Annotated in this window: 21 protein-coding genes; 14 read left to right on the top strand and 7 right to left on the bottom strand. The window is 58.4% G+C overall.

The window, feature by feature from the left end:
* Window positions 1-25 precede the first annotated feature (25 nt).
* Window positions 26-586, bottom strand: a complete 561-nt coding sequence (locus tag CCX46_RS04240) for a response regulator transcription factor (RefSeq protein ID WP_003221630.1) — start codon at window positions 584-586, stop codon at window positions 26-28.
* The gene (locus CCX46_RS04235; RefSeq protein ID WP_007915316.1) at window positions 579-1,841 is read right to left on the bottom strand and encodes an ATP-binding protein; all 1,263 of its coding nucleotides are present in this window, start codon (window positions 1,839-1,841) and stop codon (window positions 579-581) included. The genes CCX46_RS04240 and CCX46_RS04235 overlap by 8 nt, the downstream gene beginning before the upstream one ends.
* A 302-nt stretch (window positions 1,842-2,143) precedes the next feature.
* On the opposite strand from CCX46_RS04235, the gene CCX46_RS04230 reads away from it, so the two are divergent.
* A complete protein-coding gene (locus CCX46_RS04230; protein ID WP_127925818.1) occupies window positions 2,144-2,860 on the top strand; it encodes an SIMPL domain-containing protein in 717 nt (238 codons plus the stop codon).
* Window positions 2,861-3,031: 171 nt separating this feature from the next.
* Here the strand turns inward: CCX46_RS04230 and CCX46_RS04225 are convergent, their stop codons facing one another.
* Entirely contained in the window at window positions 3,032-3,388 is a 357-nt protein-coding gene (locus CCX46_RS04225; protein ID WP_127925817.1) for a DUF6124 family protein, read from the bottom strand.
* A 967-nt stretch (window positions 3,389-4,355) separates the two neighbouring features.
* Between CCX46_RS04225 and CCX46_RS04220 the strand changes: the two genes are divergently transcribed.
* From CCX46_RS04220 to CCX46_RS04180, 9 genes are all read left to right on the top strand, one after another.
* The gene (locus CCX46_RS04220; protein ID WP_127925816.1) at window positions 4,356-5,957 is read left to right on the top strand and encodes an ABC transporter substrate-binding protein; all 1,602 of its coding nucleotides are present in this window, start codon (window positions 4,356-4,358) and stop codon (window positions 5,955-5,957) included.
* Between the two features lie 260 nt (window positions 5,958-6,217).
* The gene (locus CCX46_RS04215; RefSeq protein ID WP_127925815.1) at window positions 6,218-7,843 is read left to right on the top strand and encodes an ABC transporter substrate-binding protein; all 1,626 of its coding nucleotides are present in this window, start codon (window positions 6,218-6,220) and stop codon (window positions 7,841-7,843) included.
* A 300-nt stretch (window positions 7,844-8,143) separates the two neighbouring features.
* On the top strand, window positions 8,144-9,742 hold the full coding sequence (locus CCX46_RS04210; protein WP_127925814.1) for an ABC transporter substrate-binding protein: 1,599 nt from the start codon (window positions 8,144-8,146) through the stop codon (window positions 9,740-9,742).
* A gap of 175 nt (window positions 9,743-9,917) precedes the next feature.
* The gene (locus CCX46_RS04205; RefSeq protein ID WP_127925813.1) at window positions 9,918-11,339 is read left to right on the top strand and encodes an OprD family porin; all 1,422 of its coding nucleotides are present in this window, start codon (window positions 9,918-9,920) and stop codon (window positions 11,337-11,339) included.
* A gap of 77 nt (window positions 11,340-11,416) precedes the next feature.
* The gene (locus tag CCX46_RS04200; RefSeq protein ID WP_127925812.1) at window positions 11,417-13,012 is read left to right on the top strand and encodes an ABC transporter substrate-binding protein; all 1,596 of its coding nucleotides are present in this window, start codon (window positions 11,417-11,419) and stop codon (window positions 13,010-13,012) included.
* A 73-nt stretch (window positions 13,013-13,085) separates the two neighbouring features.
* Entirely contained in the window at window positions 13,086-14,096 is a 1,011-nt protein-coding gene (locus tag CCX46_RS04195; RefSeq protein WP_007917620.1) for an ABC transporter permease subunit, read from the top strand.
* A 10-nt stretch (window positions 14,097-14,106) separates the two neighbouring features.
* A complete protein-coding gene (locus tag CCX46_RS04190; RefSeq protein WP_027610812.1) occupies window positions 14,107-15,033 on the top strand; it encodes an ABC transporter permease subunit in 927 nt (308 codons plus the stop codon).
* Between the two features lie 10 nt (window positions 15,034-15,043).
* Complete coding sequence (locus tag CCX46_RS04185; RefSeq protein WP_095125386.1) at window positions 15,044-16,012, top strand: ABC transporter ATP-binding protein; 969 nt, start codon at window positions 15,044-15,046, stop codon at window positions 16,010-16,012.
* Complete coding sequence (locus CCX46_RS04180) at window positions 16,012-16,992, top strand: peptide ABC transporter ATP-binding protein (RefSeq protein ID WP_127925811.1); 981 nt, start codon at window positions 16,012-16,014, stop codon at window positions 16,990-16,992. The genes CCX46_RS04185 and CCX46_RS04180 overlap by 1 nt, the downstream gene beginning before the upstream one ends.
* Before the next feature lie 197 nt (window positions 16,993-17,189).
* Here the strand turns inward: CCX46_RS04180 and CCX46_RS04175 are convergent, their stop codons facing one another.
* From CCX46_RS04175 to CCX46_RS04160, 4 genes are all read right to left on the bottom strand, one after another.
* A complete protein-coding gene (locus CCX46_RS04175) occupies window positions 17,190-17,438 on the bottom strand; it encodes a hypothetical protein (RefSeq protein ID WP_127925810.1) in 249 nt (82 codons plus the stop codon).
* 160 nt (window positions 17,439-17,598) lie between these two features.
* Complete coding sequence (locus CCX46_RS04170) at window positions 17,599-18,795, bottom strand: MFS transporter (protein ID WP_127925809.1); 1,197 nt, start codon at window positions 18,793-18,795, stop codon at window positions 17,599-17,601.
* Between the two features lie 760 nt (window positions 18,796-19,555).
* A complete protein-coding gene (locus CCX46_RS04165; protein WP_127925808.1) occupies window positions 19,556-20,026 on the bottom strand; it encodes a hypothetical protein in 471 nt (156 codons plus the stop codon).
* A gap of 306 nt (window positions 20,027-20,332) precedes the next feature.
* Window positions 20,333-21,916 (bottom strand): peptide chain release factor 3, encoded by a 1,584-nt coding sequence (locus tag CCX46_RS04160; RefSeq protein WP_007915312.1) that lies wholly within the window; start codon window positions 21,914-21,916, stop codon window positions 20,333-20,335.
* A gap of 358 nt (window positions 21,917-22,274) precedes the next feature.
* Between CCX46_RS04160 and CCX46_RS04155 the strand changes: the two genes are divergently transcribed.
* The 4 genes from CCX46_RS04155 to CCX46_RS04140 are packed head-to-tail and all read left to right on the top strand — an operon-like array spanning window position 22,275 to window position 25,700.
* A complete protein-coding gene (locus CCX46_RS04155; protein WP_169844036.1) occupies window positions 22,275-22,964 on the top strand; it encodes an ABC transporter permease in 690 nt (229 codons plus the stop codon).
* Between the two features lie 21 nt (window positions 22,965-22,985).
* The gene (locus CCX46_RS04150) at window positions 22,986-23,879 is read left to right on the top strand and encodes a glycine betaine ABC transporter substrate-binding protein (protein ID WP_127925807.1); all 894 of its coding nucleotides are present in this window, start codon (window positions 22,986-22,988) and stop codon (window positions 23,877-23,879) included.
* A 13-nt stretch (window positions 23,880-23,892) separates the two neighbouring features.
* Complete coding sequence (locus CCX46_RS04145; RefSeq protein WP_007915307.1) at window positions 23,893-24,546, top strand: ABC transporter permease; 654 nt, start codon at window positions 23,893-23,895, stop codon at window positions 24,544-24,546.
* Window positions 24,543-25,700, top strand: coding sequence for an osmoprotectant ABC transporter ATP-binding protein OsmV (locus CCX46_RS04140; RefSeq protein ID WP_127925806.1), 1,158 nt, complete (start codon window positions 24,543-24,545; stop codon window positions 25,698-25,700). The genes CCX46_RS04145 and CCX46_RS04140 overlap by 4 nt, the downstream gene beginning before the upstream one ends.
* Window positions 25,701-26,236 lie beyond the last annotated feature (536 nt).

Below are 26,236 nucleotides of genomic sequence, written 5' to 3'. Positions count from 1 at the left end.
CTAGCGATAGTCGTTCAGCGCAGGTTCAGCGACGAACCGGGCGCTTCTGCAGTTTGCGCTGCAGGGTACGGCGGTGCATGCCCAAGGCGCGGGCAGTGGCGGAGATGTTGCCTTCGTGCTCGGTGAGCACACGCTGGATGTGTTCCCACTGCAGGCGATCAACCGACATCGGGTTTTCCGGCACCAGACTGTCGAGGTCGGCGTGCTCGGACAGCAGCGCAGCCAGCACATCGTCGGCGTCAGCCGGTTTGCACAGGTAGTTGCAAGCACCACGCTTGATCGCTTCGACCGCGGTGGCAATGCTCGAATAACCGGTGAGAATCACCACGCGCATTTCCGGGTCCAGCTCCAGCAGTTTGGGCAGCAGCACCAGACCCGAATCGCCGTCCATTTTCAGGTCGAGCGCGGCGTAATCAGGCAGATCGGCCTGGGCGATGGTCAGACCTTCTTCGGCCGAACCTGCGGTGCTGACGCGAAAGCCACGGCGAGCCATGGCACGGGCCATCACTCGGGTGAACGTTGCGTCGTCATCGACCAGCAGCAAATGCGGCAGTTCTTCGCCTTCGACTTGGATTTCGTCACTCATGTTGGTCTCCTCGGGCGCCGTGGGGCAGGCGCAGCTCGGTGAGCGTGCCGCCTTCCTCATGACTATAGAGTTTCACTGAGCCGCCGGCGCGTGTCACGCTGGCCTTGCTCAAAAACAGGCCCAGGCCGAAACCTTTGCCCTTGGTGGTAAAAAACGGTTTGCCGATCTGCTCGGCGATGGCCAGCGGCACACCGGCGCCGTGGTCACGAATGCTGATGGTCAGGTTCTCGACGTCCCAGTCCAGGGTCACCTTGAGATTTTCCGGGCAGGCATCGGCGGCGTTGTTGAGCAGATTCAACAGCGCCTGAGTCAGATCCGGCGGCGGTGCCATGCGCGGCACGGTGCCCTGGCCGAGGCGGTGGAAGCGATAACTGGCTTCCGGACGCATCAGGTGCCAGCGGTTCAGCGCTTCGTCGAGCCAGTCGGTGACGTCCTGCATCTCCACGGCCAGACGACGATTGGCTTCAGCGGCGCGCACCAGTTGCTGCAGGGTTTCTTTGCAGAGTTTGACCTGATCCTGCAGCACCTTCAGATCATCCTGCAGCATCGGGTCGGGATGATCCTGCTGCATTTCCTTGAGCAACACGCTCATGGTCGCCAGCGGCGTGCCGAGTTCATGCGCAGCGCCAGCGGCCTGGGTGGCGACGGCCAACAATTGCTGATCGCGCAGGCCTTCTTCACGACGGATCGCACGTAATTCTTCCTGACGGCGCAGCTCTTCAGCCATACGCGCCGCGAAGAAGGTGATCACCGCCGCTGCCAGTGCAAAGCTCAGCCACATGCCGTAGATCTGCAGATTCTCGCGAGCGACCGGCAGGGTTTCCAGCGGATAGAAACGCGTGAGCATCACGGTGTACAGCGCCAGCGCGATGCCGGAGAGAATCACCGAATAGCGCCACGGCAACGTCACCGCAGCGATGGTCAACGGCACCAGATAATAGGAAACAAAGGGGTTGGTCGAACCGCCGGAGAAATACAGCAGCGCACTGTGGATAACCAGATCGCAGGCCAGTTGCAGCGCGTATTCGAGTTCGGTCACTGGCCACGAGGTACGCAAACGCACCGCGGTGAACACGCAGAGCAGCGTCGAGCAGCCGAGGGTCATCGCCAGTTGCACCCACGGCAACGGCAACAATTGCAGCCAGTAGGCCAGGCCTACGGAGCCAGCCTGCGCGGCGAGCACCAGGGTGCGAATGAAAGTCAGCCGCCAGAGGTTCTGGCGAGTGGCGGAAGTCAGTTGTACGGGGGCGAGCATGAGCTCTCCTGATGAGCGCTCCAGGCGGATCGCACGGAGTATAACCAAGCCGCGGGCTTGAGAGGCGAAAGTGCGGCAAACGACCACATGGCGAAAACATCTTCGGCGGCTATAAGGACGCCTTCGCGAGCAGGCTCGCTCCCACCTTTGAAATGCATTCCCCTGCTCGCGAAGGGCTGCACAGCGGCCACCAGTCATCTGTATAGAAGTTGTAACTGGGCGAACCGGATCATAAAAGCTAGAGTCTGATGGTTTCACGCAGGCCCCCGAACCATCACCTGCGCCCTCATCAAGGAGCTTTCATGCACACATTTCGCCGCAGCGCCGCCCTTCTCGCCCTGACCGTCGGCAGCGTCGCCAGCCTTCCGGCCCTGGCCGCCGATGAGCTGCACTACAACCAGATTTCCCTGCGCGCCGAAGTCAGCACGGAAGTCGCCCGCGACCTGATGATCGTCACCCTCTACACCGAAGAGCAAAACACCGACCCGGCGAAACTCGCCGCCGACGTCAGCACCACCATGAACAAGGCATTGGCCCAGGCCAAGCAAGTCAAAGACATCACCCTGCGCCAAGGCAGCCGCAACAGTTACCCGATCTACGACACCAAGGGCCAGAAGATCACCGGCTGGCGTGAACGCGCCGAACTGCGCCTGGAAAGCTCTGACTTCGCCGCCCTGTCCAAACTCACCGGCGAACTGCTGGGCGACTTGAAAATGGGCGGCATGGACTTCGCCATCGCCGACCCGACCCGCAAATCCAGTGAAGACCAGTTGCTCAAAGAAGCCGTGACCGCCTTCAAGGCCCGCGCCCAACTGGCCACCGATGCACTGGGCGGCAAGGGTTACAAAATCGTCAACCTGAACCTCAACAGCAACGGTTATCCACAACCGTACCTGCGCGCACCGATGATGATGAAAGCCGCGGCCATGGATTCCGCGCCGGTGACGCCGGAAGTTGAAGCAGGCACCAGCCAGGTCAGCATGACCGCTGATGGTTCGATTGAAGTGTTGATGCAGTGATTTGATGTGGGCTGAATAAAAAACCGCCGATCGGTGAATGATCGGCGGTTTTTTTGTGCCCGGGATTTGCTGTGGATGAACCACCCTCTTCGCGAGCAAGCTCGCTCCCACAGTTTGAAATGCATTCCACCTGTGGGAGCGAGCTTGCTCGCGAAGAACGATAACGCGGTATCAAGTCTGCGGATCAACCCGATCCAGCGCCCGGTTAACCGCCAGTTCGGCCAACATGATGATCTGCTGAATCGCCAACGCCGTATTACGCTCGGGCCGGCCCAACTGATCGGCAAAGTTACCGGTTAACGTGTTCGCCGACGCCAGTGATTCACAGGCATGCGCCAGCAGGCTTTCGGTGTCGATGTTCGGCTGGATCAGGAACATCGTGCTGGGCTGCCGGGGTTTTAGGGGTTCGGGGCTGAGGTAGAAATCCAGGGCGCGTTTGATGGCTTCGCGGGTTTTGATTTGGTCGTCGGCGCGGATGGCGTCTTCGAGTGGGGTATCGAGGGGTGGGTCAGGTATCAATTTATCCATGGAAAATTTCCTTATGAACTGACGCCATTCATTTCCGATCTCACTCGAGAAATGAGGTGGCAACTATGTACGGAGTGAGATTACCGGTAAGGAAACCAACCCGGCCGGACAAAAGTCCGCCCGTACATAGCCGCCATAAAAACTGCTGACAGCATGAGCTGGCGGCGATTATGGGGTGGCTTGTGCAGGTTTCCAAATTCAATAACCGGGAATCTCACCTCCCGATCGCTGAGTCTTCAGCGACAACCAGAGCCTAGAGAGCGCACGTCCGACGGACAACCTGAAAACCTTGTGGGAAGGTTCTGGTTATCTGACACAGATTTAAACAGTCAAAAAGCCAACCCTCACCCTAGCCCTCTCCCGGAGGGAGAGGGAACTGACCGAGGTGTTTGGGAGAGCTACGCCGACGTGCGATACCGCGTTGAACTCAGGTTTTGAAACGCCCGAAAATCGGCTCCCTCTCCCTCGGGAGACGGCTGGGGTGAGGGGCGAATCCACCACAAATCCAAAGCCGACCGCGCCCCGCTCTTCACCACTCAACAGGATGAGCGTTAGCTCGGCTGCAGCTCTTGATCTGTAAGGCGACGTCGGAAGGCTGAGTGGAGGGATTGATCCGGGCGTGGGAGCGCAGCGACCGTTTGGCGAAGCCAAACACAGCGGGAGTAGGTGCAGCGAAGCAAACCGGAGACGCTGCGCCCGGATCGATCCCGGAGCGAAGGAACCCCGAGCCCCAGCGAGCGGGCCGCACGTAGGAGCAAGCGTTTTTTGCTTACTTTTTTTGGCGTTTGAAAAAAAGTGAGTCGCCGTAAGGGCGAAACCCTAAGCCGCCGTTACCGCAGCAACGGATATACACACAAGTGCTAGATATGCCGAGATAGACGCTTCAACAGGAAAAACGATATTTCCGCCAACACCCCCGCCCCAGCTACTCTTCCACGATTACCACCGCCGATTCCCCGGGGACCCCATGCCAAGATCCACCCTAAAACCGCTCTTGATCTCCCTCGCACTAACAGCCATAACCCCGATCGCCAACGCCGCCACAACACTCGTTTATTGCTCCGAAGCCAGCCCGGCAGGCTTCGACCCCAGCCAATACACCAGCGGCACCGACTTCGACGCCTCCGCCGAAACCGTCTTCAACCGCCTCACCCAATTCCAGCGCGGCGGCACCGACATCGAACCCGGCCTGGCAACAAAATGGGACATCTCCCCGGATGGCCTGCAATACACCTTCCACCTGCGCCAAAACGTAAAATTCCACACCACCGACTACTTCAAACCCACCCGCGACTTCAACGCCGACGACGTGCTCTTCACCTTCCAGCGCCTGCTCGACCCAGACAACGCCTTCCGCAAGGCCTACCCCGCCGAGTCCCCCTACTTCACCGACATGGGCCTCAACACCACAATCAAATCGGTAGAAAAACTCGACGAGCAAACCGTGCGCTTCAACCTCAACAATGTCGACGCCGCCTTCGTGCAAAACCTCGCCATGAGCTTCGCCTCGGTGCAATCCGCCGAATACGCCAACCAACTGTTGAAGGAAGGCAAAGCCGCTGACCTCAACCAGAAACCCATCGGCACCGGCCCATTCGTCTTCAAGCGCTACCAGAAGGATTCACAAATCCGCTATGCCGCCAACACGGCCTACTGGAAACCCGAAGACGTCAAAATCGATAACCTGATTTTTTCGATCACCCCGGACGCCGCCGTGCGCCTGCAAAAACTCAAGGCCGGCGAATGCCAGGTCAGCGGCTACCCGCGCCCGGCCGATATCGAAGTGATGGAAAAAGACCCGAACCTGCGCGTGCTCAAACAGGCCGGTTTCAACCTCGGTTTCCTCGCCTACAACACCACCCACGCGCCACTCGATCAGCTCAAAGTCCGCCAGGCGCTGGACATGGCCATCGACAAACCGGCAATCATCAAAGCCGTTTACCAAAGCGCCGGTCAGTTGGCGCAAAACGCCTTGCCGCCGGCGCAATGGTCGTATGACCCGACCATCAAGGACGCTCCCTACGACCCGGCAAAAGCACGGGTGCTACTGAAAGAAGCAGGGGTTGCGCCAGGTACAACCATCAACCTCTGGGCGATGACAGTGCAACGCGCCTCGAACCCGAATGCGCGGATGTCGGCGCAGATGATCCAGCAGGATTGGGAGAAAATCGGCATCAAGGCCAACATCGTCAGCTACGAATGGGGCGAGTACATCAAACGTGCGAAAAATGGCGAACACGACGCCATGATCTATGGCTGGACGGGTGACAACGGTGACCCGGACAACTGGCTTGGTGTGCTCTACAGCTGCGCGGCGGTGAAAGGCAGCAACTACGCCAAATGGTGCGATCCGGCTTACGACAAACTGGTGCAACAGGCCAAGTTGTCCACGGACAAGGAGCAGCGGGTAAAACTGTATCAACAGGCACAACTGATCCTTAAACAGCAAGTGCCGATCACGCCGATTGCCAACTCCACGGTGTTCCAGCCGTTGCGCAAGGAAGTCACCGACTTCCGTATCAGCCCGTTCGGTCTAACCCCTTTCTATGGCGTGGGTATAAATAAGTAACACCGAGCCCCAAGGCGGCGCGCACAACGTGACCAGCGCACCGTTTTGGGGCTTCATTTGCACCGTAAAAACCACCCGCAAACGGTCAAATGCGTCAGAAGTTATACAGATGCGACATTAAGGTACGTTCGTGCCACGGTTTAACGCTCACTCACACTCTGGATCTTGCATTGGGTATGGCCCCTGCATAAGTATCCGCAGGCACGACTCACGAGGTCGTACCTCACAACTAAAAAATGACAACAAATCATGAGGCCAACATGCTTAAACACGCGGTCATTCCGTTTTTAGTCGGCGCAGGCTTGTTAGCCTCCGCACCTTTCGCATCCGCTGCGACTAACCTGGTGTTCTGCTCCGAAGGCAGCCCGGCCGGTTTCGACCCAGGCCAGTACACCACCGGAACCGACTTCGACGCCTCAGCCGAAACCATGTTCAACCGTCTGACCCAGTTCGAGCGCGGCGGCACCGCCGTGATTCCTGGTCTGGCGACCAAGTGGGACATTTCCGATGATGGCCTGACTTACACCTTCCACCTGCGTGAAGGCGTCAAGTTCCACACCACCCCGTATTTCAAGCCGACTCGTGAGTTCAACGCCGACGACGTGCTGTTCACCTTCAATCGCATGATTAACAAGGATGACCCGTTCCGTAAGGCGTACCCGACCGAATTCCCGTACTTCACCGACATGGGGATGGACACCAACATCACCAAGATCGATAAAGTCGACGACCACACCGTCAAGTTCACTCTGAAAGAAGTCGACGCTGCGTTCATCCAGAACATGGCCATGAGCTTCGCCTCGGTGCAGTCCGCCGAGTACGCAGCGCAGCTGCTGAAAGAAGGCAAAGCCGCCGACATCAACCAGAAGCCGATCGGCACTGGTCCTTTCGTGTTCAAGAGCTACCAGAAAGATTCCAACATCCGTTACACCGGCAACAAGGATTACTGGAAGCCTGATGACGTGAAGATCGACAACCTGATCTTCGCCATCACCACCGACCCGTCGGTACGTATTCAGAAGCTGAAAAAGAACGAGTGCCAGGTCACCCTGTTCCCGCGTCCGGCCGACCTGAAAGCGCTGAAAGAAGACAAGTCGCTGAAGATGCCTGATCAGGCTGGCTTCAACCTCGGCTACATCGCCTACAACGTGATGGACAAGGTCAAGGGCAGCAACGAAGCCAACCCGCTGGCTGACCTGCGCGTCCGTCAGGCGCTGGACATGGCGGTGAACAAGCCGCAGATCATCGACTCGGTTTATCAGGGCGCAGGCCAACTGGCCGTCAACGCCATGCCGCCGACCCAGTGGTCTTACGACACCACCATCAAGGATGCCAAGTACGATCCTGAGAAAGCCAAACAGCTGCTCAAGGAAGCGGGCGTCAAGGAAGGTACCGAAATCGTTCTGTGGGCGATGCCGGTGCAGCGTCCGTACAACCCGAACGCCAAACTGATGGCTGAAATGCTCCAGTCCGACTGGGCCAAGATCGGCTTGAAAGTGAAGATCACCAGCTACGAGTGGGGCGAGTACATCAAGCGTTCCAAAGGTGGCGAGAACCAGGCCATGATCATTGGCTGGAGCGGTGACAATGGTGATCCGGACAACTGGCTGAACGTGCTGTTCGGTTGCGACTCGCTCAGCGGCAACAACTTCTCCAAGTGGTGCGACAAGAAGTTCGACGGCCTCGTCAAGGAAGCCAAGCGTACAACCGACCAAGGTAAGCGCACCGAACTGTACAAAGAGGCACAACACGTCCTCAAAGATGCAGTCCCGATGACACCTATCGCTCACTCGACGGTGTATCAACCCATGCGCGCCAACGTGCAGGATTTCAAGATCAGCCCATTTGGCTTGAACTCCTTCTACGGCGTCAGCGTCAGCAAATAAGGCACTGCAGCGGCGACGTTTTTAACGTCGCCGCTGTTTTATCTGCCGGGAATTTAGGAAATTGCCTACAGCCAATTCCACTGTGGATTACCGCAGCGGTATAGGACGTGTCGCCTTTTCCTACGAGCTTTAAGGCATTTACGCATTTACTGCCAGGACCGCGGCCCCTACCGTCGGGTACTGACCAGTTTCTGCGTGGGCCACCGGTTTGCCGTACGTACTGGATTGAGCTCAATGTAGCCAAACGTCTCCGGATGAGACGACGGCGCATTGAACAACACTAAAAAGAGAGGGAGCGTCATGCGCCATACCTTGGTTTTTTCCGCATTGCTGGGCGCCGGCCTGTTGGCCGCCTCGTCCGCCAGTTTCGCCGCCAGCAAAAGCCTGGTGTTCTGCTCTGAAGGCAGCCCGGCCGGTTTCGATACCGCGCAGTACACAACAGCGACCGATAACGACGCCGCCGAACCGATCTACAACCGTCTCGTCGAGTTCGAAAAAGGCGCGACCAATGTCGTCCCCGGTCTGGCAACCCAGTGGGATATTTCCGAGGATGGTCTCAAGTACACCTTTCACCTGCGTGAAGGTGTGAAATTTCATACAACGCCGTACTTCAAGCCGAGCCGCGATTTCAACGCCGATGACGTGTTGTTCACGTTTAATCGCATGCTGGATGCGCAGCAGCCCTTCCGTAAGGCTTATCCAACCGAATTCCCGTACTTCAACGGGATGAGCCTGAACAAGAACATCGCCAAGGTCGAGAAGACCGGGCCGCTGACCGTGGCGTTCACGCTCAACAGCGTCGACGCCGCGTTCATCCAGAACATCGCCATGAGCTTCGCCTCCATCCTGTCCGCCGAATACGCCGACAAACTGCTGGCCGACGGCAAGCCGAGCGATATCAACCAGAAACCGATCGGCACCGGGCCGTTCGTGTTCAAGAGTTATCAGAAAGACTCGAACATCCGTTACACCGGTAATAAACAATACTGGGATCCGAGCCGGGTCAAACTCGACAACCTGATCTTCGCCATAAACACCGACGCCTCGGTGCGCGTGCAGAAGCTCAAGGCCGGCGAATGCCAGATCACCCTGCATCCGCGCCCTGCCGATGTTGAAGCGTTGAAGGCCGACCCGAAACTGCAACTGATTTCCAAGCCGGGTTTCAACCTCGGCTACATCGCCTATAACGTCCGTCACAAGCCTTTCGACCAGCTCGAAGTGCGGCAGGCGCTGGACATGGCGGTGAATAAACAAGGGATTCTCAACGCTGTTTATCAAGGCGCTGGCCAACTGGCCGTGAATGCCATGCCGCCAACCCAGTGGTCTTACGACGACACTATCAAAGACGCCGCCTACAACCCGGAAAAAGCCAAAGAGCTGCTCAAGGCTGCCGGCGTCAAGGAAGGCACCGAAATCACCCTGTGGGCGATGCCGGTGCAGCGTCCGTACAACCCCAACGCCAAACTGATGGCCGAAATGCTCCAGGCCGACTGGGCCAAGATCGGTCTTAAAGTGAAGATCGTCAGTTACGAATGGGGCGAGTACATCAAGCGCACCAAGAACGGCGAACACGACATCAGCCTGATCGGCTGGACCGGTGACAATGGGGATCCGGACAACTGGCTCGGCACGCTGTACAGCTGCGATGCCATTGGCGGCAACAACTATTCCATGTGGTGCGATCCGGCTTACGACAAGCTGATCAAAGAGGCCAAGGTCGTCACCGACCGCGACCAGCGCACCGTGCTCTACAAACAGGCCCAGCAATTGCTTAAACAGCAAGTGCCGATCACGCCTGTCGCCCACTCGACGGTCAACCAGCCGTTAAGCGCGAGGATCGAAGGGTTCAAAGTCAGCCCGTTCGGTCGCAACGTGTTCTCGGGTGTCGGTATCGATTAAACCAGACGATTAGCCGCAACGCTGAGGGGCGCTGTCTAGCCCCTCACGCAAGCGCTTTGCCGAAATTCGCCAATCCGGCTTTTTGCAAACGTTTGCGATGTGTGAATGAGTTCTAAACCAATAACCGGCATACCAAAAAAAGCCGGCATAAAAAGAAAGTAAAGGAGCTTCACCCATGAAACTGAGCAGCACCGCGATACTGGCCCTGGCCATCAGCAGCATCACCGCCACGGCGTACGCAGAACCTGCAAGTCAGGAGTTCGTCCCTACCACATTGGCCGGCAGTAGCGCCCAAAGCGAGGCCAAAGGCTTTATCGATGGACAAAGCCTGGGCGGCACAACCCGTAACTGGTACGCCAATGAACTGAAGCGTCGTGATGACCGTTTCAGCTACGTGAAAAACAGCGACAAGAACACTTCGCCAGTGGTCAAGACACCGACCCCGCGTCGTATCAACTGGGTGCAAGGCACCATCGTCAACTACACCTCGGGCTTCACCCAAGGCACCGTTGGCGTCAGCACCGAAGTCGCCGCTTACAACGCCATCGTTCTGGACCGTGACCGCAAGGACATCGCCGGCGGTTCCAACCGTACCCTGGCGCACTCCGACGGCGACGCTGTCGACCAGTGGAGCAAACTGGGTCTGGCCAACGTCAAGCTGCGGGTTTCCAACACCACGCTGACCGCCGGTCGCCAGAACTTCAGCACCCCGATCGTTGACGTCATCGGCAACCGTCCGCTGCCTTCGAGCTTTGAGGGTATTACCCTGCACAGCGAAGAGTTCAACAACCTGTCGTTCGACCTCGGTGGCTTCGACCGTGTTTCGCCGCGTACCGAGCAGAGCCTGTCGAAATTCCGCACCGAGTACTCGGCCACTGGCGTTGAGACCGACAAGGTCTACATCGCTGGCGTCAACTATCAGCCGTTCAAGAGTCTGAAAACCAGCCTGTACGGCTCCAACGTCGAAGACTTCTGGAACCAGTACTACTTCGGTGCCACCCACGAACTGGGTGACAGCCAGGTGCTGAGCCTGACCACCGGTCTGAACTACTACAAGACCGTCGACGAAGGCAAAAAGCTCATGGGCGAGATCGACAACGATACTTACTCGCTGTCGCTGGGTCTGGCTCACCAGGCTCACAGCCTGACCTTCTCGTACCAGGAAGTGAATGGCGACACCTACTTCGACTACCTGCACGAAACCAACGGCATCTACCTGGCCAACTCCCTGCTGTCGGACTTCAACGGCCCGAACGAGAAGTCCTTCCAGATCGCCTACGGCATCAACATGGCCGAATATGGCGTGCCAGGCCTGAAGTTCAACATCTACCAGGCACGCGGCTGGGGCATTGACGGTACTCACTACCGTGGCACCGCCTACACCGACCCGGGCGCCAAGCGCGGCGACCTGAGCCTGATGGACGGCGAAACTCACTACGAATACGGCATCGGTGCTTCCTACGCCGTGCAGAGCGGCCCGCTCAAGGCCACTGCGATTCGCGCGACGTACACCACGCACCGCGCCAGTGAAAACCAGGCTGACGGCAACATCAACGAGTTCCGTCTCGTGACCACGATTCCATTCAACATCCTGTAAAAACGCCAGTCGACGGCTGACTCATGATGAGTCGGCCGTTCGGCTTTTTGTCTTCAACCGATTGCAGAGGGTTATCGATGAAAATGCTTCCCCTACGTGCGGCCATCGCGGCTGCGTTGCTGAGTGTCGCTGTCGGCGTCTCGGCCAAACCCTTGGTGGTCTGCACCGAAGCCAGTCCGGAAGGCTTCGATATGGTCCAGTACACAACTGCAGTCACGGCGGACGCTGTGGCCGAAACCATCTTCAACCGTCTGGTGGACTTCAAGCCCGGCACCACGGAAATCGTTCCGGCCCTGGCAGACACTTGGGACATCAGTGAAGACGGTCTGACCTACACGTTCCACCTGCGTAAAGGCGTCAAGTTTCACACCACCGAATACTTCAAGCCGACCCGCGACATGAACGCCGACGACGTGGTCTGGAGCTTCCAGCGTCAGCTGGACCCGAATCACCCGTGGCACAAGCTGTCGAGCGTGGGCTTCCCGTACTTTGAAAGCATGGGCTTCAAAGAACTGCTCAAAAGCGTCGAAAAAGTCGACGACCAAACGGTCAAGTTCACTCTGACCCGCCGCGAAGCGCCATTCCTGGCCGACGTCGCGATGCCGTTCACTGCCATCTACTCCGCCGAGTACGCCGATCAGCTGCTCAAGGCCAACAAGACCGGCGACCTCAACAACAAACCGGTCGGTACCGGCCCGTTCATCTTCCAGCGTTATGCCAAGGATGCGCAGGTGCGCTTCAAGGCCAACCCGGATTACTTCCGTGGCAAGCCGCCGGCCGACGCGTTGATTCTGGCGATCGCCACCGACAACAACGTGCGCCTGCAGAAGCTCAAGGCCAACGAGTGCCAGATCGCGCTGTATCCGAAACCGGATGACATCCCGAGCATCAAGAAAGACGACAAGCTCAAGGTCGATGAACTGAATGCGATGACCGTTTCGTACATCGCCATGAACACCCAGCACAAATACATGAGCGACGTGCGTGTGCGTAAAGCGATCGATATCGCCTTCGACAAAGCGGCTTACGTCAACGCGCTGTTCGGCCCGGGCAATGCGACCGTCGCGGTCAACCCGTACCCGGACACGCTGCTGGGCTACAACCACGACCTGAAGAACCCGCCACGTGACCTCGACAAGGCCCGCGCCCTGCTCAAGGAAGCCGGGGTTCCGGAGGGCACCGTGTTTACCCTGTTTACCCGCAACGGTGGCGGCCCGACCAACCCCAACCCGATGCTCGGCGCGCAAATGATGCAGGCTGACCTGGCGAAAGTCGGGATCAAGATCGACATCCGCGTGATGGAATGGGGCGAAATGCTCAAACGCGCCAAGGCCGGCGAACACGATATGGTGTCGGCCGGATGGGCGGGCGACAACGGCGACCCGGATAACTTCCTGACGCCTATGCTCAGTTGCGAGGCGGCAAAAAACGGCGAGAACTACGCGCGCTGGTGCAACGAGAAATTCCAGACGCTGCTGGATGAAGCACGGGCTAAAGTAGATCCGGCCGAACGCGCCGCGCTCTACGAACAGGCGCAAGTATTGTTTAATCAGGATCAGCCATGGATCAGCATGGCCCACACCAGGATGTTTACCGCAATGCGCAACAACGTAGAGGGCTATCACATCAGCCCTCTCACCACTAATAACTTCGCCACCACCCAGGTGAAGTAGATAAGAAACTCCCGGTGTCCCTGACCCCAGGGACACCGGGCACGCCTAACCGGCTGATGAGGTACCACACACGATGTTTAGTTTTATTGCCCGCCGACTGGGGTTGTTGATCCCCACGTTTTTCGGCATCACCTTGCTGACTTTCGCGTTGATTCGCATGATTCCGGGCGACCCCGTGGAAGTGATGATGGGCGAACGTCGGGTCGACCCCGAAATGCACGCTCAGGCAATGGAACGCCTAGGTCTGAACAAACCGTTGTATGCCCAGTATCTGGACTACATCGGCAAACTGGCTCAAGGCGATCTCGGCGAATCCCTGCGTACGCGTGAGAGCGTATGGACCGAGTTCACCTCCCTCTTCCCGGCGACCCTGGAACTGTCCATGGCCGCCCTGCTGTTCGCCGGCATTCTCGGGCTTCTGGCCGGGGTGATTGCGGCACTCAAGCGAGGATCGCTGTTCGACCACGGGGTGATGGGCATCTCCCTCGCGGGCTATTCGATGCCGATCTTCTGGTGGGGCCTGATCCTGATCATGTTCTTCTCGGTGAGCCTGGGCTGGACCCCGGTTTCCGGACGGATCGACCTGCTCTACGACATCGAGCCACGCACCGGTTTCATGCTGATCGACACGCTGCTGGCCGATGACGTCGGGGCGTTCTTCGATGCCCTGCATCACCTGATTCTGCCGGCCATCGTCCTCGGCACCATTCCGCTGGCAGTGATCGCGCGGATGACCCGTTCGTCGATGCTCGAAGTGCTGCGCGAAGACTACATCCGCACCGCCAAGGCCAAAGGCCTGTCGCCGTCGCGCGTGGTGTTCGTCCACGGTCTGCGCAATGCGCTGATTCCGGTACTGACCGTGGTCGGCCTGCAAGTCGGCACCCTGCTGGCCGGTGCAGTTCTGACCGAAACCATATTCTCCTGGCCCGGCATCGGTAAATGGCTGATCGAAGCCATCGGCGCCCGGGACTACCCGGTTGTGCAAAACGGCATCCTGTTAATCGCCTGCCTGGTGATTCTGGTCAACTTCGTGGTGGACATCCTCTACGGCTTTGCCAACCCACGCATCCGTCATCAGCGCTGAGGTCCATACCATGAGCACTCCAACATCCTCAGTAGCCACGTCCGCCCCAAGCGCGGATCAAAGCCTGCTGTACCCGTCACCGTACAAAGAATTCTGGCAAGCCTTCTCCAAAAACAAAGGCGCGGTTGCCGGCCTGCTGTTCATGCTGCTGATCATCTTCTGCGCGATTTTCGCGCCGTGGGTCGCACCGCATAACCCTAGCGAGCAATACCGCGACTTCCTGCTGACGCCGCCGGCGTGGCTCGAAGGCGGGCAGATGCAGTTCCTGCTCGGCACCGATGAACTGGGGCGTGACCTGCTGTCGCGTCTGATCCAGGGCTCGCGCCTGTCGCTGCTGATCGGTTTGTCGTCGGTGGTGATGTCGCTGATTCCGGGGATTCTGCTCGGTCTGTTCGCCGGTTTCTTCCCGAAGATGATCGGCCCGACCATCATGCGTCTGATGGACATCATGCTGGCCCTGCCATCGCTGCTGCTGGCTGTGGCGATCGTCGCCATCCTCGGCCCTGGCCTGATCAACACCGTGATCGCCATTGCTGTGGTGTCCTTGCCGTCCTACGTGCGTCTGACCCGAGCCGCCGTGATGGGCGAACTGAACCGCGACTACGTGACCGCCGCGCGCCTGGCCGGTGCCGGTCTGCCACGTCTGATGTTCATCACCGTGCTGCCGAACTGCATGGCGCCGCTGATCGTTCAAGCGACCTTGAGCTTCTCTTCGGCGATTCTCGATGCCGCCGCACTGGGCTTCCTCGGCCTTGGCGTACAACCGCCAACTCCTGAGTGGGGCACCATGCTGGCCTCGGCCCGCGACTACATCGAACGCGCCTGGTGGGTAGTCAGTCTGCCTGGTTTGACCATTTTGCTCAGCGTGCTGGCAATCAACTTGATGGGCGACGGCCTGCGCGATGCGCTGGACCCGAAACTCAAGAACGCCGCCTGAGGAGATTCCCATGTCACTGCTAGAAATCAAGAATCTCAACGTTCGCTTCGGCGACAAGACCGCGACCCCGGTGGTCGATGGCCTCGACCTGAAAGTCGACAAAGGCGAAGTACTGGCCATCGTTGGCGAGTCGGGTTCGGGTAAATCCGTGACCATGATGGCGCTGATGGGCCTGATCGAGCACCCCGGCATCGTCACCGCCGACTCGCTCAGCTTTGACGGCAAAGACATGCTCAAACTGAGCAACCGTCAGCGTCGGCAGATCGTCGGCAAAGACCTGTCGATGGTGTTTCAGGATCCGATGACCGCGCTGAACCCGAGCTACACCGTCGGTTTCCAGATCGAAGAAGTGCTGCGTCTGCACCTGAAAATGTCCGGCAAGCAAGCGCGCAAACGTGCGATCGAGCTGCTGGAAAAAGTTGAAATTCCGGGCGCCGCCAGCCGTATGGACGCCTACCCGCATCAACTGTCCGGCGGTATGAGCCAACGCGTTGCGATCGCCATGGCAATTGCCGGCGAACCGAAACTGCTGATCGCCGACGAACCGACCACGGCTCTGGACGTGACGATTCAGGCGCAGATCATGGATCTGCTGCTGGCGTTGCAGAAAGAACAGAACATGGGCCTGGTGCTGATCACTCACGACCTCGCCGTCGTGGCAGAAACCGCCCAGCGCGTCTGCGTGATGTACGCCGGGCAAGCCGTTGAAGTCGGGCAGGTGCCGCAACTGTTCGACATCCCGGCGCACCCGTACAGCGAAGCGCTGCTCAAGGCGATTCCCGAGCACAGCCTCGGCGCCTCACGCCTGTCGACCCTGCCGGGTATCGTTCCGGGCCGCTACGACCGTCCGCAGGGTTGCCTGCTGTCGCCGCGCTGCCCATACGTGCAGGACAGCTGCCGCGCGCAGCGTCCAGGCCTTGATCCGAAAAGCCACAGCCTCGCCCGCTGCTTCTTCCCGCTGAACCAGGAGGTGGCGTAATGGCCGTCGTACTTACCGCCCGCGACCTGACCCGTCACTACGAAGTCTCCCGTGGCCTGTTCAAGGGCCATGCGACCGTACGCGCACTGAACGGTGTGTCGTTCGAACTGGAAGCCGGCAAGACTCTCGCTGTTGTCGGCGAATCGGGCTGCGGCAAATCCACCCTCGCCCGTGCTCTGACACTGATTGAAGATCCGTCCTCCGGCTCGCTGAAAATCGCCGGCCAGGAAGTCGCCGGCGCCGACAAGGCCCAGCGCAAGCAACTGCGCAAAGACGTGCAGATGGTCTTCCAAAGCCCATACGCCTCGTTGAACCCACGGCAGAAAGTCGGTGACCAGCTCGGCGAGCCGCTGCTGATCAACACCAATCTCTCCGCCGCCGAGCGTCGCGAGAAAGTCCAGGCGATGATGAAGCAGGTCGGCTTGCGCCCTGAGCACTATCAGCGCTATCCGCACATGTTCTCCGGCGGTCAGCGTCAGCGTATCGCCCTGGCCCGGGCGATGATGCTGCAACCGAAAGTGCTGGTGGCGGATGAACCGACTTCGGCATTGGACGTGTCGATTCAGGCGCAGGTGCTCAACCTGTTCATGGATCTGCAGCAGGAGTTCAACACCGCCTACGTGTTCATTTCGCACAACTTGGCGGTGGTGCAACACGTGGCCGATGACGTGATGGTGATGTACCTCGGTCGCCCGGTGGAACTGGGTCCGAAGAACGACATTTACGAGCGTCCGTTGCACCCCTACACCCAGGCGCTGCTGTCGGCGACCCCGACCATTCACCCGGACCCGAACAAGCCGAAAATCAAGATCGTCGGCGAACTGCCTAACCCGCTGAACCCGCCGCCGGGCTGCGCTTTCCACAAGCGCTGCCCGTACGCGACCGAGCGTTGCAGCAGCGAAGAGCCGGCCTTGCGTCAGCTCGACAGCCGACAGGTGGCCTGCCACTACGCCGAGCAGTTCCTTGATGGCGCGGCCTAAAAACCGCCCTGAAACAATGTGGGAGCGAGCCTGCTCGCGAAAGCGGTGAATCAGTCACCATTAATGTTGACTGAGATGACGCCTTCGCGAGCAGGCTCGCTCCCACAGGGGATGTGAGTTATTCCTGAGTTAACCAAACCCCTTCCACCCCGATTGCGCATCAGTCGAGGCAGAAGGGGTTTTCTTTTGCCTGCGATTTACGTCTGGCTATCGCCTTCGTCGTCCGGTTCATCAGTGGTCGAGTCGTCATCATCGGCGCTGCCACCCTGCCCCTGATCGCCCGGCTCGGACTCGGACTTGGCAAGCATCAAACCGCTATGCCCGACCTGCCCGTTGAACGCCTGAGAATCGTGATCCTCGCACTCGGCCCAGGCCGTCGCGGTGCCGAGGGACAGCATGACCATCACTTTCAACAGCAATAAAACCCGTAGCAACCTGCTTTTCATAGCCGACTCCATCCATTTTCAGGTGAGACATTTGTGCCTGACTGGCGCTGTGTGAAATCTAGTTCCGATCCATCGGGTTCACCAGATAGGACGCTAACGAGCACGCAGAAATGCCCTCGACAGACAGATTGCTTTCGAATAACGCCAATCGCCGGATCAGCTAAGCGACCGGGCGCAGGCGCGTGGCCTGCCAAGTCAGCGGGATGGAAATCAACACCATCAGCGCACTCGCCAGCCACACACTGTGGCCACCGAATTGACCGTACAACTGGCCACTGAGTACCGGTGACAACAGCGCACTCGCGCTCCAGCTCATAAAGAACAGGCCGAAGTACTGACCGCTTTTGCCGCCCTGGGCAAAGTGCATGGCCAGCACATTCAGCGGCGGCATGAAAAAGGCCTCGCCCAAGGTCCAGATCAGCGTCGACAGGCAGACGTAAAACAGCCCGGAACCGAACGGCAACATGCCGAGCCCGCAGGCCAGCAACACACTGCCGAGCAGCATTTGTCGACGCATGCCCCAGCGCTCGGCCCAATGCGACAGCGGAATCTGCAGGGCGATCACCAACAACGCATTGAGGCCGAACTGCCAACCGATGGCCTCAGTGCTCAGGTGGTAGTAATCACGCAGATAATTGCCCAGCGTGCTGTAGACCGTGTCGAACGCGATGCCAAGCACGGCCGTCGCCGCCAGCAACCAGAGGAACGGTTTGTCGCGATGCGGCACCCCGGAACCTGCGTCGTCCGTGGACTTTTCGTCATTGATCAGCACCGGTCGACGCCACGTAGTGCGGACAAACCACAGCAAGGCCAGCAACGTCATTGCCGCACTGCCGAAAAATACCCAGCGAAAATCAGCCTGCGCCAACACCCCGCCCGCCACACCGGCGGCGGCCATCCCAAGGTTGCGCGCAACCCGACTCAACGCCTGCGCACGCGAGCGCTGCGCCACCTCGCAATATTCCATGATCAGCCGCTGATGCAGCGTGCGAATAGCCCCGTCGATGCCCCCGCTGAGCAACAGCAATGCCGCCAGCAACGACACCTGCGTCACCAGCCCCAGCAGAATCAGCACCCACACCGAAACAAAGAACAACGCCGCCGTCAGCCGTGCCGTGCGCACATGATCACTGAGCCAGCCACCGAGCATCGACCCGACCAGCAACCCCGCGCCGTACGCCGACAACAACCAGCCAACCGTCTCGATCGCCAGGCCCAGCTCCTGACGCAGATACAGCGCCATGAACAGCTTGACCATGCTGCTCAGGCGATTGATGAACAACAGCGCCGCGAGCACCCAGGCCATCACGCTGAAATAGCCGTTCAGTCGTAGCAAGTGAGTCAGGCGACTCGTCATTCCATTGACCTCTCAAAGCGACTTGCGTGGAGCTGGAACACTAACGGCCAGCAGGCGGGTTGTCGCGTTCAAGTGCATCGAGATCGCGAAAAACCGAGTCGTCCTACAGCCATTGCTTGCGATAAACCCGTGCCGAAGATCAAAAGCCCCTCACCCTAACCCTCTCCCGGAGGGAGAGGGGACTGACCGAGGTGTTTGCGCGAGCTACGCCGACGTGAAATACCGAGTCAGAACTCAGATTCTGAAACAGATCAAAAGCACCCTCACCCTAGCCCTCTCCCGGAGGGAGAGGGGACTGACCGCGTGGACTGGAAGAGATACGCCGACTTGGGATACCGAGTTGAACTGAGATTTTGAATGCCCACAAATCGGCTCCCTCTCCCTCGGGAGAGGGCTGGGGTGAGGGGAAAATCCACCACAAATCCAAAGCCGACCACGCCGTGCTCTTCACCACTCAACAGGATGAGCGTTAGCTCGGCTGCAGCTCTTGATCTGTAGGGCGACGTCGGAAGGCTGAGTGGAGGGATTGATCCGGGGGTGGGAGCGCAGCGACCGTTTGGCGCAGCCAAACACAGCGGGAAGAAGTTTAATCAAGCAAACCGCAAGAAACTGCCAGGAGTTTCGTCGGATTAAAGAACCTGCGAACGGGTCCAGACGTATGTATTGTTAACGGTAAATACCCAACGCTGATGCCCTCATATAAGCCTGCGGCTGAACACACTAAGCCGCAGGAACAAAACCGATGAGTTTCTTTCATTGATTATTTCTTATGACGAAAATTTCGCTCGGATGATTTGTCCTCGGGCCCGTCAAACCTGAATTTCATTAACGCTGTTATTTTGCGTTGCCGTTCGGATGTCGGGGACTTTGCAGTAAATTCAAAGTCCATTTTAACCACACGCTCTTCCAAATTAATCAAGCCTTTGTAATTGCCCGACACCGCTTCCCATGTCTCCCAATCATCGTGAGGATTGAAAAACGCATGGAACTTCCGATCTGTACCAAACGCACCCTCGACATCTTGACTTTTTTCAATATCATCGAACTCAAAATAAACAGAATCCTTATTTCGAGTTCCCCCGCCCACCTGGCCTCGACCATTTGGGTTGATTACAAACCAGCCCGAGCCTACTACTGGATTGTATGCAACTCCATCGATCTTGAATTCCATATGACCAATTGGTTTAAGATGCGGAGGTAGTTCATTACTGTTAGACGTAGTGACTTTCATGGTGCTTCTCCGGATAGTTTCAGGGGTATACCCTCGATGCTTATAAGCGCTACACCGTATCAGCGCCACTGTAAGACCTGACAGTTGACATCTCATTTTAAATATGCAGGAGGCACTAAATTAAATGCCCGTTTGGCTGCTTTAGTTTTTGTTTCCATGCCAACTTCAAAGTCGAAAGCTCCTCTTTGGAACGCCGATGAAGACCTGCTCTCTGAGGTAGCGGAACAAAGCCGCCAAAACCAACAGGCAAAAAAAAAGCCCCCAAGGCCTACACCTCAGGGGCTTTCGAACAAACCAGCTCAGAGCTTAGTGATGCTCACGCGTCGCACGGAATTTCACATCCGGCCAACGCTCTTCCATCAACGCCAGATTAACCCGCGTCGGCGCAAGATAGGTCAGGTGACCACCGCCATCAACGGCAAGGTTCTCCACAGCCTTGTTAGAGAATTCCTCAAGCTTCTTCTTGTCGCTGCACTCAATCCAGCGCGCGGAATACACAGTGATCGGCTCATAAGAGCACTCAACCTTGTACTCCTCCTTCAAACGACTAGCGACCACATCGAACTGCAGCACACCGACGGCGCCAAGAATGATGTCGTTGCTGCGCTCCGGGAAGAACACCTGCGTTGCACCCTCTTCGGCCAACTGCTGCAGACCCTGACGCAGTTGCTTGGACTTCAGCGGATCACGCAGACGTACGCGACGGAACAGCTCCGGAGCAAAGTGCGGAATGCCGGTGAAGCCCAGGGTTTCGCCTTCGCTGAAGGTGTCGCCGATCTGGATGGTGCCGTGGTTGTGCAAACCGATGATGTCGCCGGCAAAGGCTTCTTCAAGCTGCTCACGTTCGGAGGAGAAGAACGTCAGGGCGTCGCCGATGCGCACGTCCTTGCCGGTGCGCACGTGGCGCATCTTCATGCCTTTCTCGTACTTGCCGGAGCAGATACGCATGAAGGCGATGCGGTCGCGGTGTTTCGGGTCCATGTTCGCCTGGATCTTGAAGATGAAGCCGGAGAACTTCTCTTCGACCGGCTCAACGGTACGCTCGTTGGCCACACGGGCCAGCGGACGCGGCGCCCAATCAACAACAGCATCGAGAACGTGGTCAACACCGAAGTTGCCCAGTGCGGTACCGAAGAACACCGGGGTCAGCTGACCGTCGAGGAATTCCTGCTGGTTGAATTCGTGGCAGGCGCCCTGAACCAGTTCCAGCTGCTCGATGAAACGCTCGTACTCGTCGCCCAGGTGCGCGCGCGCCTCGTCGGAGTCGAGCTTCTCGATGATCTTGGTTTCGGTGCGTTCGTGACCGTGACCGGCGGTGTAGACGATGATGTAGTCGTCGGCCAGGTGGTACACGCCCTTGAAGTCACGGTAGCAACCGATCGGCCAGGTGATCGGCGCGGCCTTGATCTTCAGCACGGCTTCGATTTCGTCGAGCAGTTCGATCGGGTCGCGGATGTCACGGTCGAGTTTGTTGATGAAGCTGACGATCGGCGTATCACGCAGACGGCAGACGTCCATCAGCGCAATCGTCCGTGGCTCGACACCTTTACCGCCGTCGAGAACCATCAATGCCGAGTCCACCGCCGTCAGGGTGCGGTAGGTATCTTCGGAGAAGTCTTCGTGGCCCGGGGTGTCGAGCAGGTTGATCATGTGTTCGCGATACGGGAACTGCATGACCGACGTGGTAATGGAAATACCCCGCTGTTTCTCCATCTCCATCCAGTCGGATGTCGCATGGCGATCGGATTTACGGGATTTCACCGTACCGGCCACTGCAATCGCCTTGCCCATCAACAGGAGCTTTTCGGTGATCGTGGTTTTACCGGCATCGGGGTGGGAAATAATGGCGAAAGTGCGGCGTTTCGCGACTTCGGCGGCCTGGTTGGTCATGGGAAATCGCCTGGCGGTGATTCAAAAAAGGGCCGCGATTATAGCCCAACTCGATGCAATAACCGAACCGTTGAGCACATTAAGGGTGGCCAAATGCTGCCGCAGATGGGAACCTTTTAAAGCACGGAGACGTCCATCCCCTGTTACGAAATTTCGTCAGGGGCTGAAAAATCAGCAAGTTAGCCTGACGAGGCTGCGCTCATGGCTCGCTTTCAGACCGCTTTTTGCCGGTGCTGAGGGAGCTGCTTCTCGCGAACGTTTATTCCCGGCAGCCATGTATGGCATGCCACACGGGAGGGCGTTCGCCGACTACAAAAAAAGGAGTCCGCCTGTGGCTATCCGCTATGGCAAAGGGCTGATGGGAGGTGCGGTGGTGATCGCGCTCCTGGCCCTGCTGGTCCACTGGATCGGCATCAACACGATCGAACACTACCGCGACGATTTGTTGTTTTACCTGCAAGCTCATCTGATTCTCGTCCTCGCTTCAATGCTGGCCGCCCTTGTCGTGGGCATCCCCGCCGGCATCTTCCTCAGTCGCCCGACCATGGTCGGCCGCGCTGAACGTTTCATGCAAATTTTCAATATCGGTAACACCGTGCCTCCGCTGGCCGTGCTCGCGATTGCCTTGGGCGTCCTCGGCATCGGCAGTGGCCCGGCGATCTTCGCTTTATTCCTCGCCTCCTTGTTGCCGATTGTGCGCAACACCTACGAAGGCCTGAAAAATGTCCAAGGCTCGCTGAAAGAAGCGGCCGTCGGCATCGGCATGACCCCGCGCCAAGTGCTGTGGAAAGTCGAATTGCCCAACGCTGTGCCGATCATCGTCGGTGGTGTGCGCGTGGCTTTGGCGATCAATGTCGGCACCGCGCCACTGGCGTTCCTGATCGGCGCCAACAGCCTCGGCAGCCTGATCTTCCCTGGCATCGCCCTGAACAATCAGCCGCAACTGCTGCTCGGCGCCGCGTGCACCGCGCTGCTGGCCTTGCTGCTCGATGGCGTGGTCACCCTCGCCAGCCGTCTCTGGCTGGAACGCGGTTTGCGCCCGTCTTAAGGCTTTTGTGAAGGAATACCTATGAAACGATTGAGCTTGATTCTGGGCTGTATCCTGCTGTTCGCAGGTATTGCCCAAGCCGCCGACAAACCGGTTATTCGCCTCGGCGCACGCGTGTTCACCGAGCAAACCCTGCTCGCGGAAATCACCGCGCAATACCTGCGCAGCAAAGGCTACGACGCGCAGATCACCGGTGGTCTGGGCAGCAACCTCGCCCGCAGCGCCCACGAAAGCGGGCAGCTGGACATGCTCTGGGAATACACCGGCGTGTCGCTGGTGGCTTACAACCATGTCACCGAGAAACTCGACAGCGCACAGTCCTACGCCCGGGTGAAAGAACTCGACGCGAAAAAAGGCCTGGTCTGGCTGACCCCGTCGAAATTCAGCAACACCTACGCCCTCGCCCTCCCTAAAAAGGTCGCCGAGGAATATCCGCAGATCAACAACATCAGCCAGTTGAACGAAGTGCTGCGCGCCGAAGCCAAGACCAATCATCTGGTGGCGCTGGATACCGAGTTCGCCAACCGCTCCGATGGTCTGATCGGCATGGTCGATCTCTACGGCATGAACCTGAGCCGCAAGAACATCCGCCAGATGGATGCCGGGCTGGTTTATACGGCGCTGCGCAACGGTCAGGTGTTCGCCGGTCTGGTTTACACCACCGACGGTCGCCTCAATGCCTTCGGCCTGAAACTGCTGGAAGACGACAAGCATTACTTCCCCGACTACACCGCCGCGCCGGTTGTGCGTCAGGCCTACCTCGACGCGCACCCGCAACTGGCCGAACAGCTCAAGCCACTGGCCGAACTGTTCGATGACGAAACCATGCGCCAGCTCAACGCGCGGGTCGACGTCGATCACGAAAGCCCATCGAAAGTTGCCGCCGATTTCCTGCGCCAACATCCGCTGAATTAAGAGAGGAGAAGTCATGGAATTCCTGAACGCCTTTTCCCATCTCGACTGGCAGCAGGTGATGCACCTGACCTGGCAGCACATCACCCTCGTCGGTATTGCCGTGACCCTGGCGATTGTCGTTGGCGTGCCGCTGGGCATTCTGATGACACGCTTTCCGACCCTCGCCGGTCCCTTGCAAGCCAGCGCCACCGTGCTGCTGACCGTGCCGTCGATTGCCCTGTTCGGTCTGCTGCTGCCGTTCTACTCCAAGTTCGGCCAGGGCCTCGGCCCGATGCCGGCGATCACCGCGGTGTTCCTTTATTCACTGCTGCCGATCATGCGCAACACCTACCTCGCCCTCACTGGTGTGGAACCGGGCATCCGTGAAGCCGCGCGCGGCATCGGCATGACCTTCGGCCAGCGCCTGCGCATGGTCGAGTTGCCGATCGCCGTGCCGGTGATCCTCGCTGGCGTGCGCACCGCCGTGGTGATGAACATCGGCGTGATGACCATCGCCGCGACCATCGGAGCCGGCGGCCTCGGTGTATTGATCCTCGCTTCCATCAGCCGCAGTGACATGTCGATGCTGATCGTCGGCGCACTGCTGGTCAGTCTTCTGGCCATTTTCGCTGACCTGTTTCTCCAATGGCTGCAACGCTCGTTGACTCCAAAAGGACTGCTCAAATGATCGAACTTCAAAACCTCAGCAAAACTTTCCAAAGCAACGGCAAAGATGTCAAAGCCGTGGACTCGGTAAGCCTGACCGTCAATGAAGGCGAAATCTGTGTGTTCCTCGGGCCATCGGGTTGCGGCAAAAGCACCACGCTGAAAATGATCAACCGCCTGATCAAACCGACCTCGGGCAAGATCCTCATCAATGGCGAAGACACCACCGATCTCGACGAAGTGACCCTGCGTCGCAACATCGGCTACGTGATCCAGCAGATCGGTCTGTTCCCGAACATGACCATCGAAGAGAACATCGTCGTCGTGCCGAAACTGCTCGGCTGGGACAAACAGAGATGCCACGACCGCGCTCGCGAATTGATGAGCATGATCAAGCTGGAGCCCAAGCAGTATCTGCATCGCTACCCGCGCGAACTGTCCGGTGGTCAGCAACAGCGCATCGGCGTGATCCGCGCACTGGCCGCCGATGCGCCGCTGCTGCTGATGGACGAGCCGTTCGGTGCGGTCGACCCGATCAACCGCGAGATGATCCAGAACGAATTCTTCGAAATGCAGCGTGCGCTGAACAAGACCGTGATCATGGTCAGCCACGACATCGACGAAGCGATCAAACTCGGCGACAAGATCGCGATTTTCCGCGCCGGCAAACTGCTGCAGATCGATCATCCGGACACGCTGCTCGCGCACCCGGCGGACGACTTTGTCAGCAACTTCGTCGGCCAGGACAGCACGCTCAAACGCCTGCTGCTGGTGAAGGCCGAAGATGCGGCGGACAACGCGCCGTCGGTGAGCCCGGAAACGCCAGTGGCCGATGCGCTGGAATTGATGGACGAGCATGACCGTCGCTATGTCGTGGTCACCTGTGCCGAGAACAAGGCGTTGGGCTATGTGCGTCGTCGTGATCTGCATCGCCAGACCGGTACTTGCGCGCAGTTCCTGCGTGAGTTCAACGCCACGGCGGCGTACGACGAGCATCTACGCATCCTGCTGTCGCGCATGTATGAATTCAACCGCTCGTGGTTGCCGGTGATGGACGCCGAGCGGGTGTTCCTCGGTGAGGTCACGCAGGAGTCGATTGCCGAGTATCTGAGCTCCGGCAAATCTCGCGGCGGCAAGACCAGCATCGTCTCGCCAGCTGAGGCCGTAGTCGCATAAAACACGAAACCTGTGGGAGCGAGCCTGCTCGCGAAAGCGCAATATCAGTCAACTATGATGTTGGTTGTGAAAATGCCTTCGCGAGCAGGCTCGCTCCCACAGGATCTGCGTGATTTTTTCTTCATTCGCCAGCTGGAAAAGAATCTCAACACACGTCACTCAGAGAACACACCAACAAGCGCTTCTGAAACAACTAAAACCCCCTCCATACGCCCCTCTCGCCGCCAACGTCGCCGATGTTGCGCCCATCACACTTACCCACGACTTCGCCGACATAATCCGCGAACGTGCAGGTATTTTTAACACTTGAAAATTCTCGGGGAACATCTGCCCGTCATCTCGGTCGGCTACAAAGAGTGATGAACGCGACGCACGTCAGAAGCGTGCAAAAACGCGACATTTTTAGTTGATCTCACGCCCCTCACGCCCTAAAGTTCGCGCCGAACGTCCATGCTGGAAACGATCCATCCGGCTCAAGTACTGACGACGAGACAGCAAGGCCAAGGGAAAGCTGCACATCCCATGGCCTTTTTGCT

Origin of the sequence: Pseudomonas sp. RU47 (genome assembly GCF_004011755.1) — a bacterium.
Classification (GTDB): domain Bacteria; phylum Pseudomonadota; class Gammaproteobacteria; order Pseudomonadales; family Pseudomonadaceae; genus Aquipseudomonas.
Note: the sequence above shows the minus strand (reverse complement) of the source record. Positions and strands in the feature narration are given on the sequence as shown.

Coding starts and splice junctions, on each gene's coding strand:
- CCX46_RS04240 (WP_003221630.1), bottom strand. CDS start 586: ATGAGTGACGAAATCCAAGTCGAAGGCGAAGAACTGCCGCATTTGCTG.
- CCX46_RS04235 (WP_007915316.1), bottom strand. CDS start 1,841: ATGCTCGCCCCCGTACAACTGACTTCCGCCACTCGCCAGAACCTCTGG.
- CCX46_RS04230 (WP_127925818.1), top strand. CDS start 2,144: ATGCACACATTTCGCCGCAGCGCCGCCCTTCTCGCCCTGACCGTCGGC.
- CCX46_RS04225 (WP_127925817.1), bottom strand. CDS start 3,388: ATGGATAAATTGATACCTGACCCACCCCTCGATACCCCACTCGAAGAC.
- CCX46_RS04220 (WP_127925816.1), top strand. CDS start 4,356: ATGCCAAGATCCACCCTAAAACCGCTCTTGATCTCCCTCGCACTAACA.
- CCX46_RS04215 (WP_127925815.1), top strand. CDS start 6,218: ATGCTTAAACACGCGGTCATTCCGTTTTTAGTCGGCGCAGGCTTGTTA.
- CCX46_RS04210 (WP_127925814.1), top strand. CDS start 8,144: ATGCGCCATACCTTGGTTTTTTCCGCATTGCTGGGCGCCGGCCTGTTG.
- CCX46_RS04205 (WP_127925813.1), top strand. CDS start 9,918: ATGAAACTGAGCAGCACCGCGATACTGGCCCTGGCCATCAGCAGCATC.
- CCX46_RS04200 (WP_127925812.1), top strand. CDS start 11,417: ATGAAAATGCTTCCCCTACGTGCGGCCATCGCGGCTGCGTTGCTGAGT.
- CCX46_RS04195 (WP_007917620.1), top strand. CDS start 13,086: ATGTTTAGTTTTATTGCCCGCCGACTGGGGTTGTTGATCCCCACGTTT.
- CCX46_RS04190 (WP_027610812.1), top strand. CDS start 14,107: ATGAGCACTCCAACATCCTCAGTAGCCACGTCCGCCCCAAGCGCGGAT.
- CCX46_RS04185 (WP_095125386.1), top strand. CDS start 15,044: ATGTCACTGCTAGAAATCAAGAATCTCAACGTTCGCTTCGGCGACAAG.
- CCX46_RS04180 (WP_127925811.1), top strand. CDS start 16,012: ATGGCCGTCGTACTTACCGCCCGCGACCTGACCCGTCACTACGAAGTC.
- CCX46_RS04175 (WP_127925810.1), bottom strand. CDS start 17,438: ATGAAAAGCAGGTTGCTACGGGTTTTATTGCTGTTGAAAGTGATGGTC.
- CCX46_RS04170 (WP_127925809.1), bottom strand. CDS start 18,795: ATGACGAGTCGCCTGACTCACTTGCTACGACTGAACGGCTATTTCAGC.
- CCX46_RS04165 (WP_127925808.1), bottom strand. CDS start 20,026: ATGAAAGTCACTACGTCTAACAGTAATGAACTACCTCCGCATCTTAAA.
- CCX46_RS04160 (WP_007915312.1), bottom strand. CDS start 21,916: ATGACCAACCAGGCCGCCGAAGTCGCGAAACGCCGCACTTTCGCCATT.
- CCX46_RS04155 (WP_169844036.1), top strand. CDS start 22,275: ATGGGAGGTGCGGTGGTGATCGCGCTCCTGGCCCTGCTGGTCCACTGG.
- CCX46_RS04150 (WP_127925807.1), top strand. CDS start 22,986: ATGAAACGATTGAGCTTGATTCTGGGCTGTATCCTGCTGTTCGCAGGT.
- CCX46_RS04145 (WP_007915307.1), top strand. CDS start 23,893: ATGGAATTCCTGAACGCCTTTTCCCATCTCGACTGGCAGCAGGTGATG.
- CCX46_RS04140 (WP_127925806.1), top strand. CDS start 24,543: ATGATCGAACTTCAAAACCTCAGCAAAACTTTCCAAAGCAACGGCAAA.